This is a genomic window from Ruegeria sp. CH10 (genome assembly GCF_056537125.1).
In genome coordinates, this window is sequence record NZ_JBQFQY010000003.1 from 331,855 (window position 1) to 345,990 (window position 14,136).

The window sequence follows — 14,136 nt, forward strand, 5'->3', positions numbered from 1 at the left end:
TGCAAGAAGATAGCAGATCGGGGTCTGACATGATTCGTCGTAGCTTTATCGCGGCATTTGCCTTTGTTGTTGCTCTGCCCGCTATGGCATGGGCTGAAGCACCGCTGAAAGTGGTCGCCACAACGGGTATGATCGCGGATGCCGCGCGTCAGGTCGGTGGCGATCAGGTTGAGGTGAAGGGCCTGATGGGTCCTGGCGTTGATCCGCATGCGTATCGTCAGACCCGCAGCGATATTGTCGCCATGACGCGCGCCGATCTGGTTCTGTGGCACGGTCTGTACCTTGAGGCGCAGATGGAGGGGTTCTTCCACGACCTGAGCCGCAAGAATAACGTGGTGGCGGTGGCCGAAGGGCTGGCGACCGACAAGCTGCGCGCGCATGACGATTATGCCGATAAATACGATCCTCATGTCTGGATGAGCCCCGCCCTGTGGGGCGACGTGGTGGTTGAAGTGCAAAAGGCCCTGACCGAAGCACGCCCCGAGGCAGCCGACATCTTTGCCGCCAATGCAAAGGCGCACCTGACCGAAATTGACGCACTGACCGCCTATGCCGATCAGGTTCTGGCCGCGGTGCCTGAAAGCAATCGAGTTCTGGTGACGGCCCATGACGCCTTTGGCTATTTCGGCGCTGATTACGGCTATGAGGTGATGGGCATTCAGGGCATCTCAACCCAGTCCGAGGCTGGTCTGAACCGGATCGGAGAGCTGGTGGACACCCTCGTCGACAAGCAACTGAAGGCTGTGTTTGTGGAAAGCTCGGTCTCGGACCGGTCGATGCGCGCCCTGATCGAGGGCGCTGCGGCCAAGGGTCATGATGTGGGTGTTGGCGGAGAGCTGTATTCGGATGCCATGGGCGAACCGGGCACCTATGAGGGGACTTATATCGGCATGCTGGATCACAACATCACCGTCATCGCTGGCGCTTTGGGTGCGGATGTGCCAGCGCGCGGCCTGAACGGCAAATTGTCGGCGGGGTTCTGAGGGTATGCTGGAACTTGCAACAAACCGGGGTGTGTCCGTCACTGACAGCACAGCTGAAGACAGCCCGCTGGCCATACGTGGCCTGACAGTTTCTTACGGTCAGAAACCGGCGGTCTTTTCGGTCGATATGACCGTGCAGCCCGGCGCGATGACGGCGATCATCGGCCCGAACGGGGCGGGTAAATCGACCCTGCTCAAGGCCGCTTTGGGCATCGTCTCACCTCTGTCCGGTCAGGTCACTGTCTTTGGCAAAGCGCTGGAACAGCAACGGGCCCGTATTGCCTATGTCCCGCAGCGCGCCAGCGTGGATTGGGATTTCCCCACGCGGGTGATTGACGTGGTCCTCATGGGCCTGTCGCGGCAGCTGGGTCTGTTGGGCCGTGTGCGCGCGCGTCACATGGCGCAGGCGATGGATTGTCTGAACCGCGTTGGCATGCGTGATTTTGCTGATCGCCAGATTGGTCAGTTGTCCGGTGGGCAGCAACAGCGTGTCTTCCTGGCCCGCGCTTTGGCGCAAGAGGCCGATCTGTACCTGCTGGACGAACCCTTTGCCGGGGTCGATGCGGCCACCGAAAAAGCCATCATCGCGGTGCTGAAATCGCTGAAAGAGGCGGGTAAGACCGTGGTTGTCGTGCATCACGATCTGGCCACCGTCACCGATTACTTTGACCATGTGTTCCTGATCAATACCCGCAAAGTGGCCGAGGGGCCGGTGGCTGATGCCTTTACCGCCGAAACCCTGCAATCGGCCTATGGGGGCCGTCTGGCCACGGCTCAGATCGACCAGATCTCGCGCGCGCTGGGGTAATCATGCTTTGGGACGCTTTGACCCTGCAGTTGGGCTATAACGCCTCGCTGGTTGCCATTGGTGCAACGTTGCTGGGCGTGTCTGCCGGGGTGACCGGCACCTTTCTGTTTCTGCGCAAACGCGCGCTGGTCAGCGATGCGATCAGCCATGCCACCCTGCCGGGTGTCTGCCTTGCCTTCATGGCGATGGTGGCCTTGGGCGGTGACGGGCGCAATCTGGTGGGGTTGCTGGCCGGATCGGCGATCTCGGCCTGGGTCGGGCTGCTATGCATGACCTGGCTGACCCGTCGTACAAGGTTGGCCGAGGACGCCGCAATTGGTGCCGTTTTGTCGGTGTTCTTTGGTTTTGGCGTCGTGTTGCTGACCGTCATCCAAACCATGGGCGTCGGGCGGCAGGCGGGGCTTGAGGGCTTTTTGCTGGGCTCAACCGCCGGGATGTTGTGGGCGGATGCGCTCACCATTGCGCTGGGCGGGGCGGCGACGCTGATCCTGGTGATGATCATCCGGCGCCCCATGACGATGGTGGCGTTTGATCCTGAATATGCTGCCGCACGGGGCCTGCCGGTGCATCGCATTGACCTTGCGATGATGGGCTTGGTCATGGCGGTCACCGTGGTCGGCCTCAAGATTGTCGGCCTGATCCTGATTGTGGCCCTGCTGATCATTCCCGCCGTGACAGCGCGGTTCTGGACGGATCGGTCCGACCGGGTGGTGGTGCTGGCCGGGCTTGCGGGCGGGCTGGCGGGGTATCTGGGGGCGGCGCTGTCGGCTTCGGCCCCCAATCTGCCGACCGGTCCGATCATCGTTTTGGTCAGCTTTGGCTTTTTCGCACTGTCGCTGCTGTTCGCTCCGGTGCGCGGGGTTCTGGCGGCTGTGCTGAAACACCTGAAGTTCCAGCGCCGGGTTCATATCCGTCAGGGCTTGTTGGCACTGGCGCAGGACCAAAAGATTTATGAACCGCTGACCCTGCGCCTGTTGACCCGCGCCGGGCTGGCCCGTGCCGATGGCGTCGCGACCGAGGCGGGCAAAGCCCGCGCGGCCAAGGCCCTGCGCGATGAAAAACGCTGGGAAATCGTGCGCGCGGATCAGGCGCATGAGGCGACAGCCGCGCTTTATGACGGGTTGCGCGACATCGAGACCGTGCTGACCCGCGACCAGATTGCCGAGATCGACCGCCGCATTGGCGGCCCGCAGGGGGTGCCGTCATGAGCGGTGAGGAATTTGTACCCCTGTCCCTGACGCCTTTGCTGATCGGCACCTTTGCGGCCATTGCCTGCGCGCTGCCGGGCAATTTTCTGGTGCTGCGCAAACAGGCGCTGATCGGGGATGCGATCAGCCATGTGGTGCTGCCGGGGATCGTGGTGGCGTTCATCCTGACCGGAACGATTTCGACCTGGCCCATGATGCTGGGCGCGGCGGGCGCGTCGATTGTCGCGGTGCTGATGATCGAGGCGGTGCGCCGTCTGGGGCAGATCGAACCCGGCGCCGCGATGGGCGTGGTCTTTACGACGATGTTCGCCGCTGGTGTGCTGTTGCTGGAGCAGACCGATACGTCATCGGTGCATCTGGACGTGGAACATGCGCTCTATGGCAATCTGGAAAGCCTGATCTGGCTGGACGCGACGGGGTGGTCCTCGGTCCTGGATTTCACCGCGCTTGCGGGGCTGCCGCCGGAACTGCCGCGCATTGCGGTCACTCTGGTCGGCGTGGTCTTGTTTGTCACACTGCTGTGGCGGCCGCTGAAAATCTCGACCTTTGACGAAGGCTTTGCCCGCACCATCGGTATCCGCACCGGCCCCTTGGGCTTTGCGCTGGTGATCGTCGCCGCGATTGCCGCTGTGGCCGCGTTTGATGCTGTGGGATCGATCATCGTGATCGCCATGTTCATCTGCCCCCCGGCGGCGGCGCGGATGATGACCAACCGGCTGGAAACCCAGATCGCGTGGAGCGTCGCCTTTGCCATCCTCTCGGCTGTCACCGGCTATGTTCTGGCGGGCTACGGCCCGCTTTGGCTGGGTGGTGCGGACGCTGTCAGCGCGGCGGGCATGATTGCAACACTGTCCGGCCTGATCCTGGCCTGCGCCGCCCTTTGGGGCCCCTGCCGCACCCGCGCCGGAGCCCCCCAGAGCCCTTGACACGGCGTGTTCCTGCCGCCCCCCTCAGCGCGCGATCGGCTGGAATCTGCTCAGTTACCTGGTGCTTGCAAAGTTAACCACTTTCAATGCGTTATTCGTGCTAACACCGTCTCTATTACATTTGGATGACCACCACTCACTTCGGATCGTTCGGACAATCGTGACCTGATTTGCCGCCATTTTAGACAAGCTGGATGCGATTGTTCGAACGCCCCCTCCCCCAAAATTTGAGAACGCCAAACCAGTGGTAGAATCGTGCGCAAATGTGCTAGGTCTGGTGGTATGGTGCAGGCAAACCCCAATATCAGCGAAAACCGCCCGGTAATTCGGCAGCTCGACGATGCTGCGATCAACCGCATTGCGGCGGGCGAAGTGGTCGAAAGGCCAGCCTCGGCCGTCAAGGAATTGGTGGAAAATGCCATCGACGCCGGGGCCAGCCGGATCGCGATCGATGTGGCGGATGGGGGCAAGACGCTGATTCGTGTCACGGATGATGGTTGCGGAATCTCGGCCGGGGATTTGCCTTTGGCCCTGTCTCGGCACGCGACGTCCAAGATTGATGGCACAGATTTGCTGAACATCCACACGTTTGGGTTCCGGGGTGAGGCCCTCCCGTCGCTGGGCGCGGTGGGGCGGCTGACCATCACCAGCCGGGTGCCGGGGGCCGAGGCGGCGTCGATGCATGTATCGGGCGGCAAGATCGGCGCGGTGAAACCCGCGGCTCTGCGCGCAGGCACGGTGGTTGAACTGCGCGATCTGTTCTTTGCCACGCCCGCCCGGCTGAAATTCATGCGCACCGACCGGGCCGAGGCGCAGGCGATCACCGACACCGTCAAACGTCTGGCGATGGCCGAGCCCGCGATCACCTTTACCCTGCGCGATGTCTCGGGCGGGGGTGAGGGGCGGGTGACCTTCCGCGCCGACCGCGAGAATGGCGATCTGTTCGATGCGCTGCACGCCCGTCTGGCCCGCGTGATCGGACGCGAGTTCGCCGAGAACGCCTTGCAAATTGACGCCACGCGTGAGGGGATCAGGCTGTATGGCTATGCTGCCTTGCCGACCTACTCGCGGGGCGCGGCGGTGGCGCAATACCTTTTCGTCAATGGCCGCCCGGTGCGGGACAAGATGCTGACCGGTGCGCTGCGGGCCGCCTATTTCGATTTCCTCAGCCGGGATCGCCACCCGGCGGCGGCGCTGTTCATCGATTGTGACCCGACGCTGGTGGATGTGAACGTGCATCCCGCGAAATCCGAGGTCCGGTTCCGCGATCCCGGCGTGGCGCGCGGGTTGATCGTCTCGGCCCTGCGGCACGCGCTGGCCGAGGCCGGGCATCGGGCATCCTCGACCGTGGCCAATGCGACCTTGGGCGCGATGCGGCCGGAACCTGCGTTGCCGGCACAACCCGCACCGGCGCGGGTGTATCAGATGGATCGCCCCTCGCCCGCGGCGCGGCAGGCGGCCTTTCGGGCGCAGGCGCCGGGTTTTGCGGAACTGTCGCAGGATTACAGCGGCAGCATTGTGGAGCCGACACCAGTGGTTGCAGAGGAACCCCCGTCGCAGGACCTGCCATTGGGCGCGGCGCGTGGACAGGTGCATGAGAACTACATCATCGCCCAGACCGCCGATGGCATGGTGATCGTCGACCAGCACGCCGCGCATGAGCGGTTGGTATATGAAAAACTGAAAACCCAGATGGCCGAAAATGGCGTCGCCGCGCAGGCACTGCTGATCCCCGAGATTGTCGAACTGTCCGAAAGCGACTGCGCGCGCCTCATGGCGGTGGCCGATGACCTGACGCGCCTTGGCCTGACGCTGGAACCTTTCGGTGGCGGGGCTATTGCCGTGCGCGAAACGCCCGCGATTCTGGGTGAGGTCGATGCCCGCGCGATGATCCTGGATATCCTTGATGAGCTGGCCGATCAGGGCGAAAGCCAGACAGTACAGGCGCGGATAGAGGCGATTCTGAGCCGCGTGGCCTGCCACGGCTCGGTCCGGTCGGGCCGCCGGATGCGGGCCGAGGAAATGAACGCCCTGCTGCGCGAGATGGAGGCGACACCCCATTCCGGTCAGTGCAACCACGGGCGGCCAACCTATGTGGAATTGAAACTGTCTGATATCGAACGTCTGTTCGGACGCAGTTGATCCCGCGCGCGCCGCGCGCTAAGAAGAATAAAACAAGAACATCCGAGGCAACATGATCGAGATTGCTGGAACACAAATTGCGCTGAACGACCCTGTGATCCTGATCGGGGGCGGTTTGGTCGCGCTGATCCTGCTGTTGCTGTTCTTGTCGCTACGCGCCGCCAACCGATCCGCCCGCATGGCTGAGCCTCTGGTCCGGCAGATGGCGCATCTGGGCCAGCACGTTCAGCAATTGGGGCAGGGGCAGGAACAGCTGCGCGGGGGCCTCCAGCATGTTTCGGACACGCAGGCCAATGCGCAGGTGCAGGTGATCCAGACGGTTGAATCCCGCCTGTCCTCGGTGCAGCAGCAGATGAATGACCGGTTAGCGGATAACGCGATGAAGTCGGCCCGCGCACTGGCCGAGATGCAGGAGCGGATGAAGGAATCGCTGCATGGTTCGTCGAAACAAACCGCGACCTCGCTGACGCAATTGCAGGAACGGCTGGCGGCCATCGACAAGGCGCAGGACAATATCACCAAACTGTCGGGCGATGTGCTGTCGCTGCAGGACATCCTGTCAAACAAACAGACCCGCGGCGCGTTTGGTGAGATTCAGCTGAACGATATTGTGTCCAAGGCGCTGCCTTCGGACAGTTTCCAGCTGCAAGCAACCCTGTCGAACGGTCGGCGCGCGGACTGCCTGATCCACTTGCCCAATCCGCCGGGGCCCATCGTGATCGACAGTAAATTCCCATTGGAGGCGTATGAAGCGCTGATTGGCTCGACCAACGATGCCGAGTTGAAAGCGGCGGTGCAGATGTTCCGCAGCACGGTGCGCAAACACATCAACGACATTGCCGAGAAATACATTCTGGACGGCGAAACCGCCGATGGCGCGCTGATGTTCCTGCCGTCCGAGGCGGTCTATGCCGAGTTGCACGCCAAGTTCCCCGAGCTGGTGCAGGAAAGCTTCAGTAAACGCGTCTGGATCGTATCCCCCACCACCTGCATGGCCACGCTGAACACCATGCGCGCGATCCTCAAAGACGCTCGGATGCGGGAACAGGCGGGTGCCATCCGCAAGGAATTGGGGTTGCTGCACAAGGATGTCGAACGTCTGGGCGACCGGGTGTCCAATCTGGACCGTCATTTCGGGCAAGCTGCCAAAGATATATCCGAGATCAAGATCAGCGCCGAAAAGGCCGGTCGTCGGGCGCAGCGTCTGGACAACTTCGATTTTGAGGAACTGGCCCCCGACGATCACACCAACGTGGTGCCGCTGGGCCAGTCTGAAGGTTAGGCCCTATTGGATCGACAGGTCCAAATTATAGCCAACCGTCTTGCCGGTATCACGGTCGTTACCCATCAGGTAGACGCGGATCGTGAAATCTCCGCTTTCAGGCAGGGCGATGCGGGCGGTGTTGCCATCGATTGAGCCGATATACATCGCCTCGCCTTCGCTGTTCGGGGGCAGGATGTTGAAGTAGATCACTCCGTTGCCATTGGTGTCGCTGACATTGAGTTCAGCGAACATTTCCTGCCCGGCCTGCGCAAGCAGTTTGTAATCGAAATACTCGTCTCCGGTGATGGTTCCGCTGACCGTTGCGCCGTAGTTCCCGGCCTCGAACTTCACATCCGCCGCTCTCTGGGCGGATGAGGCCGAGGCACAGACTGCCAGAAATAGGGAAAAGGCCAATATGCGTTTCATGATACCAATCTCCTGCAAGGGGTGACCGGGCCATTTGGCGGCAGATTGGCCCGCTCGGTCAAATTCTGAGGAACGGCTGAAACAGGCGCGGCATCAGCTTGTTGAACTTCAGCGGCGCGTCTGTGACGGCCAGACAGATGCAGTCCTCGGAAATGTCGGCTGTTGGCGTGTGGTGCAGGTCTTCATCCGCGATCTCAACATCGCCGCGGGCGAAATGATCGACTTCATCCGAGAACGCGCCTTGCAGAACCATCGTCAATTCCATGCCGTTATGGCTGTGGTCCGGCACGGCGGCACCGGCGGGAATGAACAGCAAACGCGCCGTCGCCTCGCGCGTGGTCGGCAGGATGGCCTGTTTCACGCCCATGCCGATAGATCGCCATTTGATGTCATTGACGTCGCCGCCCACATAATCCTGCAACGGCGTCGGTAGGACCGCGCAGCCCGGACGCGCCGGTTTTGCAATCGGGGCACCTTGGGCAATCATCGCCATGGTGGCGGCCAGCGACCCGTCGCTCATGCTGACGGAGGTGTCCTGTTCCTGCAACACGCATCCGCCCACCGCGTCAAAGCTTTCGGCCCGTGCGCGGCAATGGTCGCACAGGGACAAATGCGTGGCGACCATCAGGTCGAACGCCTCGGGCAGAGTGCCTGTGGCATAGGCCATCAGCAGATCGTCTGTCAGGTGATGTTTGATCTTGTTGCTCATCTTCGTCATCTCAATTCATTGCATGGCGCAAGCGGTCCAGCGCCAGCCGTATACGTGATTTGATCGTGCCCAGCGGCAACCCGGTCTGCGTCGCAATCTCGCGATGGCTCAGGTCGCCAAAATAGGCCTTCTCAATCAATTCTCTCTGCGCGTCGGGCAACGCCGCCATGGCGTTACGCAGCTGCGCGGTTTCCTGTTGCATCGCCAGTACGTCGTCCTGTTCCGGCTCTGCCTCGGGGCCCCATCCCAGATCTTCGGGTTCGGGCCGACGTTGTTTGCGCAACACATCGATGCGCTTGTTTCGTGCAATCGTGAACACCCAGGTGGCCACGGTCGCGCGGGCCGGGTCGAACAAATGGGCCTTGTGCCACAAGGTTGCCATCACCTCTTGTGCGCATTCTTCGGCCGTCGTGGCGTCTGATCCTGACTTGATCAGGAACGCCTTGATACGAGGCGCAAAGTGCTGGAACAACTCGGCAAAAGCCGCCTGATCCTGCGCGTCGCGGATACGTCTGACGTGGGACACCCACTCAGTCCTGGTCTCACATATGCCATCCGCTTTGTTCACCGGCTTGCCCCTGATGCGTTTCTTCGCGCGCCAAGGTTTCTGTGCTGGCCGTTCGGCCACCGGTTCATCCAAGGTCACGGTATCGATCTCGGTAAACATAACCACATTACGCAGGCCAGCCCAAGACGGATCACTCTGGATAAAGTTTTTGATCCGCGCAGAGCAGAGTCGCGTATTATCTGTTAAGCAAGGATGCGGGAAATAAATGCCGTTAGAATGGTTTACAGGCAGTTTGGGGAAAAAGGCGTGAACGGGATCGACCATATAGCAGGCCATACGTTTCACGGGCGCAAGGGGGCTATTCAAAACGCCTTTCGCTATTCCGTGGACTACATCCTGTTCGATCCCGAGGCGCAGACCAAAACGCCGCTGCTGTTTTCACTGAACCGCGCCAATGTCACCAACTGGCGCGACCGCGACCATGGAGGAGAGCCCGGACAGGGGCGCGGGGCCGTCTGGCTGCGTGAACAGTTCGACCAATTGGGCGTGACGCAGCCATCGCGCCTGATCCTGCTGACCCAGGCGCGCGTATTCGGCCATGTGTTCAACCCGGTCAGCTTCTGGTTCTGTTTCGACGCGGATGATCACCTCTACGCTGTTGTGGCCGAGGTCACGAACACCTTTGGCACGCGCCACAGCTATCTTTGCCACAATGCGAATTTCTCTCCGATTCAGCCGACCGACCGGATCATGGCCGACAAGCTGATGCATGTCTCGCCGTTCCAGAAGATCGAGGGAACATATACGTTCCGCTTCGACTATCGCCCGGATCGCGTGGGCGTGTGGATCGACTATGGGCGCGAGGGCGGCGGTTTGATCGCCACATTGACGGGGCCGCGCGCGCCGCTGAGCGATGGCAAAATCCTGTGGTCCTTGCTGCGCCGCCCTTTTGGCGCCCGCCGTGCCTTTACCCTGATCCTGTGGCAGGCCCTGAAACTGTGGCTGAAAAAGGCCCGGTTCCGCCCGTTTCGTACAGCACCCGTGCCCGACCACCCGGTTTCCCGCATTCGCGAGCCCTGAACCGGGTCTGTTTGCGTAAGATCAAAGACTCAGACGCCTTGGGGTGGTTTTCGTAGGATGAGAACCGCGAACAGTAGGAGTTGGGTCATGTTGGAAATCTCGGCAAGAAAGATCGCTCAGGTCGCCATGATGGGGCGCGAGTTGGACCGCGCCGAGGGTGAGCTGCGTGCATTTATCGACCGTATGGGCGAGGATGAGCAGGCCGAATTGGTCGCCGTCATGTGGATCGGGCGCGAAAGCTTTTTCGCCGAAGACCTGCCCGAAGCGATCGCCACCGCCAAGTCCGAGGCCTCGACCCCCTGCGCCGATTACCTGATCGGCACGCCGCACCTGTCGGACCATCTGGAAAACGGTCTGGATGCGTTGGGCATTTCGGCAGAGGATGTGGAAAACGACTTGATGTAGGGGCACTTTACAAGGCGCTGCCCGTTTGGTTCAGTGCGGCCAGATATACTTCTGGTTGTTTGAATGACGTCTGAAACATCTTCTCGCAAACGCAAAGTGACCTTTGTGCGCGTGGCCATTTTTGTGGTCATGCTGGCCACGCTTGCCACATTCGCCTTGGGCAAAAAGCGAGTTGCATTGATTGACATCTGCAGCTCGGCTGAGGGTGATGTGCAAACCACCCTCGACGCCTGCGATCTGTTGTTGGATTGGGCCGTCTTCAACCCGGCTGAGCGGTCTATGGCGTATCGCAACAAGATGCGGCTTTATATGGGGTTGAAGGATTGGGAGGCCGCAAGGCGTGAGGCCGACCTGGCGATTGCAGCCGACCCCGACAGCGAAGTGCCGTTGCAATGGAAGGCATTTGTTTTGACGCGTACCAAAGATTACGCAGGTGCGTTGGTGGCTATTGAGGCGGCGTTGAAACGCGCACCAGACAATCACTATTCGCTGGACATGAAGAGAAAACTGCTGCGGTCTATGGGGCAGAACGACTAGTTACTAGCCTGTCTCGGATTGGAAGCAAAATAGCCCACCTTTGTCTTCTGAACAGCAGACCACTCATCTGGGATTTTGAGGCTAGTTGTTCCTTAGGAAGAAGCGGAACGCTTCATTATGGTTAGTGCCGTCTTCGACTGCGTTTTCCCCGAAAATACATCTACCCACTCCAGTATATCGGCCCTGAGGGGGACGATGCTGCGAGAGTTTGGGCGCATTTATTCACCCCGCCTCTGCGTCAAAACCTGCTTGATCTGGCGTATTTCTACCTGAATGCACCCCACCAAGCACAGTGATCCATCGCATTAAGCGGTCTTAACGTGGCAGGAAGGGCCTCTTAATCCTGACCTCTTTTATCTGTTTAGCAACGCCAATCGCAATTCAGGGAAAAGGAGAAAGTCATGGGATACGCGCAGACAGCAACGCCGCAAAAGGGGCTCTTCTTCGGTTTGTTCTCGAACTATGCTGAAGCACGGGTCGAGCTTTACCGGCGGGGCATCTTTGCCAAAACCGTGCGGTCGCTGGAGCAACTGACCGACAAGCAGTTGGATGACATCGGAATTCCGCGCAGCGAAATCAAGCAGCGCGCTTATCAGAGCGTGTATGAGGGCAAATCCGTAAGCCACTATTCGCACTGATCCGCCGCACAGCATATCGAGGAGGAGACGATGCTGGATTTCAAACCCACAAGTGATGCGCCAGTCAAGGCAAGTACTGTGCTGTTGTTCGACCGGGCCATGCGCCTGCAGACGATCCGAACAGACATCGTGCGCGCAGCACAGGAGCTGAACCGTCTGACCGATCAGGACCTGGCCGAACTGGGCATCAACCGCAGTGATATCGATGACGTCATCCAACGCTACATCTGAAGGATCGCGGTCAAGCGATGCAAAAGCCATTCCGGGAATTCGGAATGGCTTTTGTTGTTTAGTTCAGGTGGTCGACGACCTGTAGGTGTTGGGCCAGCGTGTCGATCTCGGCCATCCAGTCCTGCACCAGTTTCGGATCGCTGGGGGCGGCGTGGACACCGGCGGCGATGGCGCGGTTCATTACGGCTTCGACCGCCAGCGACACGGGGATCGACACCAGACGGGCCATCGCAGTGCCGCGCGCGTCGCCCCAGGCATCCATGACATAGGTCTTGTTCCAGACCGGGATGCCGTCTTTTTCAGCCTTCAGACCCACGCACAGAACCACGCGGTCGGGCTCGCCCTCGTCATAGGCGTTCTCGGCCCAGAACTGATCCGACATCTCTTTCAGACGCGCCTCGCCTTGCGCGCCCGAGAGGGTCTCGATCTCGGTGAACACATCCGACCACGCATCGGCCCAGCCGTTCAGGCGCAGGGTGCCGCGGACGAATTCCTTGACGGTCCAGTGATCTTCGAACTGGTACTCGGCCATGAAAGGCAGAGAGTCGCGGTTGGGATAGACTTCAAAGCTTTCCGGTGTCGGCAGCGGCGCGATATAGCTGCTGATCGCGTCCCACGGGCGGGCGACGTCCAGCGGGGCGTAGTCGCGGATCGACTTGGACGGGGACCGCAGCGCCTTGAGCACACCCAGAGGCGACCAGCTGAACTTGTACCGGAACGGGTTGGGGGTTTTGGGGATGCCACCGCAGTAAGAGATAAAGCTCAGGTGGTTTTGCGCATCGAACGCGTCCGAGGCGCGGTAATCCGCGACCAGCGCATGGGCCATCAGGTGATCGATGCCCGGGTCCAGTCCGACCTCATTGACCAGCGCCACACCGGCCTCGCGCGCTTTGTCGTCCAGTGCGCGCATTTCGGGGGCGATGTATGAGGACGAGACAAAGTTGGCCTCTTTCGAGATCGCCAGTTCCGCCAGCGGCACATGCCAGTCGCCGGGCAGCATGGACACGATCACGTCGCCCTTTTTCAGCACAGCGCCAAGCGCGTCGATGTCAAAGGCGCGGATGTCGTCGGTCAGGTCTCCGACCACGGCCTTGGCTTTTTCGATGGTCCGGTTCCAGACGGTAACCTTGTGCCCGCCGTCGATCAGGCGGCGCAGGCCGGGGATGGCCGACAGGCCGGTGCCACACCAGTGAATCGTCATTTCTCAGAGTCCTTCAATATGGGTTTTGTAAGTTGCTTCTGCCCGACCCCAGACGCCGCTGTCCAGATCGGTCAGCGTCAGCAATGAGGGCAACAGCTGCGCGGCATAGTCCTGCGAGCTTTCGACAGGCAGCATTGAGGGCAAGTTGTCGATGGCCATCACGTCCATCACCGGATCATCGGCCACGCGCAAGGCGGGGGCGTCCCATGTGGTCGCGCGGTCATAGACCGGGACCGGGTTGTAATCGCTGTCCGGGTCGCAGGCCACGTCGCCGATCGCGGTCAGTTTGCGCGGTGCGGTCAGCGCCTCACGCGGGACAAAGACGGGCGTTCCGGGGCGTGCAAAGATGCAGTTCAGGAACAGGTTGTGATCAAGGATTTCGGGGAAGGGTCCGCCGCTGGCGGTCTCGGCCATATCCCATTTGGTCACGGCAACACCCATCGCCTCGCACAGATCCGCTGCGCCCGTGCCTACGCGGCCCAAGGCGCCGATGACGATGGCGGTGGGGCGGGTGCCGATGGCGTCCAACTGTGCCAGCAGCTCGGCGTTCAAGGCGTCCTTGCCGGGATAAACGCCGACCGGGGGGCATTCCTGCCCCTGTTGCTGGGCAACCCATGTCTTCAGCGTGACCGCAGCGCCCGCATACCCGGCCCAATAGCCAAAGGCAGCCACGCGGCGGCCGTCTTCGTCCACCAGATATTCCAGATCATAAAGCGTGCCGCCGCCCGCCTTGAATCGCTCTAGCAGCGCGCGGCCCGAATGCTGGCCTTTGTAAGCATGGCCAAACATGATGTGGCGGTGGGGCAGGGGCGTGCCGTCTTCGGGCAGCTCTTTGAGGCCAAAGATGATCGCATCCAGCGGGGCCTCGGGCCATGAATTCTCGGCCACGATCTCACATCCGGCCTTTTTGTAACCGTCCAGCGGGATTGCGCGGACCGAGCTTTCCTCGACCGTCACGCGGATGCCCGCGGCGATGAGGGCGGCGGCCCCGTCGGGGGTCAGCCCAACCCGTTCCTCGTTCGGGCGCTGTTCTGCCCGGACCCAGAGATGTGTCATATCAGTTCCTTTTG

At 61.0% G+C, this 14,136-nt stretch carries 16 protein-coding genes; 11 read left to right on the forward strand and 5 right to left on the reverse strand.

Going from position 1 to position 14,136, the window contains the following annotated elements; all coding sequences use genetic code 11:
* The first annotated feature begins 29 nt into the window (after nucleotides 1–29).
* From ACRZ94_RS11850 to ACRZ94_RS11875, 6 genes are all read left to right on the forward strand, one after another.
* Complete coding sequence (locus ACRZ94_RS11850) at nucleotides 30–983, forward strand: metal ABC transporter solute-binding protein, Zn/Mn family (protein ID WP_480653526.1); 954 nt, start codon at nucleotides 30–32, stop codon at nucleotides 981–983.
* A gap of 4 nt (nucleotides 984–987) precedes the next feature.
* Nucleotides 988–1,791, forward strand: a complete 804-nt coding sequence (locus ACRZ94_RS11855) for a metal ABC transporter ATP-binding protein (RefSeq protein ID WP_480653527.1) — start codon at nucleotides 988–990, stop codon at nucleotides 1,789–1,791.
* Nucleotides 1,792–1,793: 2 nt separating this feature from the next.
* Nucleotides 1,794–2,999: a metal ABC transporter permease gene (locus ACRZ94_RS11860; RefSeq protein WP_480653529.1), complete on the forward strand. Its 1,206-nt coding sequence runs from the start codon at nucleotides 1,794–1,796 to the stop codon at nucleotides 2,997–2,999.
* Nucleotides 2,996–3,925, forward strand: a complete 930-nt coding sequence (locus ACRZ94_RS11865) for a metal ABC transporter permease (protein WP_480653530.1) — start codon at nucleotides 2,996–2,998, stop codon at nucleotides 3,923–3,925. Before ACRZ94_RS11860 ends, ACRZ94_RS11865 begins: the two co-directional genes overlap by 4 nt.
* A 282-nt stretch (nucleotides 3,926–4,207) precedes the next feature.
* Nucleotides 4,208–6,067 (forward strand): DNA mismatch repair endonuclease MutL, encoded by a 1,860-nt coding sequence (gene mutL / locus ACRZ94_RS11870; RefSeq protein WP_480797420.1) that lies wholly within the window; start codon nucleotides 4,208–4,210, stop codon nucleotides 6,065–6,067.
* A 52-nt stretch (nucleotides 6,068–6,119) separates the two neighbouring features.
* Nucleotides 6,120–7,349, forward strand: coding sequence for a DNA recombination protein RmuC (locus ACRZ94_RS11875; RefSeq protein ID WP_480797421.1), 1,230 nt, complete (start codon nucleotides 6,120–6,122; stop codon nucleotides 7,347–7,349).
* Nucleotides 7,350–7,352: 3 nt separating this feature from the next.
* Here ACRZ94_RS11875 and ACRZ94_RS11880 read toward each other — a convergent pair whose 3' ends face one another.
* The 3 genes from ACRZ94_RS11880 to ACRZ94_RS11890 are packed head-to-tail and all read right to left on the reverse strand — an operon-like array spanning nucleotide 7,353 to nucleotide 9,133.
* Nucleotides 7,353–7,757, reverse strand: a complete 405-nt coding sequence (locus ACRZ94_RS11880; protein WP_480653536.1) for a hypothetical protein — start codon at nucleotides 7,755–7,757, stop codon at nucleotides 7,353–7,355.
* A gap of 58 nt (nucleotides 7,758–7,815) precedes the next feature.
* Nucleotides 7,816–8,466, reverse strand: a complete 651-nt coding sequence (locus ACRZ94_RS11885) for a ChrR family anti-sigma-E factor (protein ID WP_480653538.1) — start codon at nucleotides 8,464–8,466, stop codon at nucleotides 7,816–7,818.
* A 10-nt stretch (nucleotides 8,467–8,476) separates the two neighbouring features.
* Nucleotides 8,477–9,133: a sigma-70 family RNA polymerase sigma factor gene (locus tag ACRZ94_RS11890; protein WP_480653540.1), complete on the reverse strand. Its 657-nt coding sequence runs from the start codon at nucleotides 9,131–9,133 to the stop codon at nucleotides 8,477–8,479.
* Between the two features lie 147 nt (nucleotides 9,134–9,280).
* On the opposite strand from ACRZ94_RS11890, the gene ACRZ94_RS11895 reads away from it, so the two are divergent.
* The 5 genes from ACRZ94_RS11895 (at nucleotide 9,281) to ACRZ94_RS11915 (ending at nucleotide 11,865) form a co-directional block, all read left to right on the forward strand.
* Nucleotides 9,281–10,054 carry a DUF1365 domain-containing protein gene (locus ACRZ94_RS11895; RefSeq protein ID WP_480797422.1) on the forward strand — a complete coding sequence of 258 codons (774 nt, stop codon included), beginning with the start codon at nucleotides 9,281–9,283 and terminating at the stop codon, nucleotides 10,052–10,054.
* Nucleotides 10,055–10,141: 87 nt separating this feature from the next.
* On the forward strand, nucleotides 10,142–10,459 hold the full coding sequence (locus ACRZ94_RS11900; protein WP_480653544.1) for a DUF3775 domain-containing protein: 318 nt from the start codon (nucleotides 10,142–10,144) through the stop codon (nucleotides 10,457–10,459).
* Nucleotides 10,460–10,522: 63 nt separating this feature from the next.
* Nucleotides 10,523–10,996: a tetratricopeptide repeat protein gene (locus ACRZ94_RS11905; RefSeq protein WP_480797423.1), complete on the forward strand. Its 474-nt coding sequence runs from the start codon at nucleotides 10,523–10,525 to the stop codon at nucleotides 10,994–10,996.
* A gap of 401 nt (nucleotides 10,997–11,397) precedes the next feature.
* Complete coding sequence (locus ACRZ94_RS11910) at nucleotides 11,398–11,634, forward strand: DUF1127 domain-containing protein (RefSeq protein ID WP_480653548.1); 237 nt, start codon at nucleotides 11,398–11,400, stop codon at nucleotides 11,632–11,634.
* A 30-nt stretch (nucleotides 11,635–11,664) separates the two neighbouring features.
* Nucleotides 11,665–11,865 (forward strand): DUF1127 domain-containing protein, encoded by a 201-nt coding sequence (locus ACRZ94_RS11915; protein WP_480653550.1) that lies wholly within the window; start codon nucleotides 11,665–11,667, stop codon nucleotides 11,863–11,865.
* A gap of 58 nt (nucleotides 11,866–11,923) precedes the next feature.
* Here ACRZ94_RS11915 and ACRZ94_RS11920 read toward each other — a convergent pair whose 3' ends face one another.
* Together ACRZ94_RS11920 and ACRZ94_RS11925 are read right to left on the reverse strand one after the other, a co-directional pair.
* Nucleotides 11,924–13,066, reverse strand: a complete 1,143-nt coding sequence (locus ACRZ94_RS11920; RefSeq protein ID WP_480797424.1) for a saccharopine dehydrogenase family protein — start codon at nucleotides 13,064–13,066, stop codon at nucleotides 11,924–11,926.
* Nucleotides 13,067–13,069: 3 nt separating this feature from the next.
* Entirely contained in the window at nucleotides 13,070–14,122 is a 1,053-nt protein-coding gene (locus tag ACRZ94_RS11925; protein WP_480797425.1) for a saccharopine dehydrogenase, read from the reverse strand.
* Nucleotides 14,123–14,136 lie beyond the last annotated feature (14 nt).

What these genes read in the sequence shown, in the direction of transcription:
- ACRZ94_RS11880 (WP_480653536.1), bottom strand. Translation starts at nt 7,757, where the DNA reads ATGAAACGCATATTGGCCTTTTCCCTATTTCTGGCAGTCTGTGCCTCG.
- ACRZ94_RS11890 (WP_480653540.1), bottom strand. Translation starts at nt 9,133, where the DNA reads ATGTTTACCGAGATCGATACCGTGACCTTGGATGAACCGGTGGCCGAA.
- ACRZ94_RS11915 (WP_480653550.1), top strand. Translation starts at nt 11,665, where the DNA reads ATGCTGGATTTCAAACCCACAAGTGATGCGCCAGTCAAGGCAAGTACT.
- ACRZ94_RS11910 (WP_480653548.1), top strand. Translation starts at nt 11,398, where the DNA reads ATGGGATACGCGCAGACAGCAACGCCGCAAAAGGGGCTCTTCTTCGGT.
- ACRZ94_RS11865 (WP_480653530.1), top strand. Translation starts at nt 2,996, where the DNA reads ATGAGCGGTGAGGAATTTGTACCCCTGTCCCTGACGCCTTTGCTGATC.
- ACRZ94_RS11905 (WP_480797423.1), top strand. Translation starts at nt 10,523, where the DNA reads ATGACGTCTGAAACATCTTCTCGCAAACGCAAAGTGACCTTTGTGCGC.
- ACRZ94_RS11900 (WP_480653544.1), top strand. Translation starts at nt 10,142, where the DNA reads ATGTTGGAAATCTCGGCAAGAAAGATCGCTCAGGTCGCCATGATGGGG.
- ACRZ94_RS11855 (WP_480653527.1), top strand. Translation starts at nt 988, where the DNA reads ATGCTGGAACTTGCAACAAACCGGGGTGTGTCCGTCACTGACAGCACA.
- ACRZ94_RS11885 (WP_480653538.1), bottom strand. Translation starts at nt 8,466, where the DNA reads ATGAGCAACAAGATCAAACATCACCTGACAGACGATCTGCTGATGGCC.
- ACRZ94_RS11850 (WP_480653526.1), top strand. Translation starts at nt 30, where the DNA reads ATGATTCGTCGTAGCTTTATCGCGGCATTTGCCTTTGTTGTTGCTCTG.
- mutL (WP_480797420.1), top strand. Translation starts at nt 4,208, where the DNA reads ATGGTGCAGGCAAACCCCAATATCAGCGAAAACCGCCCGGTAATTCGG.
- ACRZ94_RS11925 (WP_480797425.1), bottom strand. Translation starts at nt 14,122, where the DNA reads ATGACACATCTCTGGGTCCGGGCAGAACAGCGCCCGAACGAGGAACGG.
- ACRZ94_RS11920 (WP_480797424.1), bottom strand. Translation starts at nt 13,066, where the DNA reads ATGACGATTCACTGGTGTGGCACCGGCCTGTCGGCCATCCCCGGCCTG.
- ACRZ94_RS11860 (WP_480653529.1), top strand. Translation starts at nt 1,794, where the DNA reads ATGCTTTGGGACGCTTTGACCCTGCAGTTGGGCTATAACGCCTCGCTG.
- ACRZ94_RS11875 (WP_480797421.1), top strand. Translation starts at nt 6,120, where the DNA reads ATGATCGAGATTGCTGGAACACAAATTGCGCTGAACGACCCTGTGATC.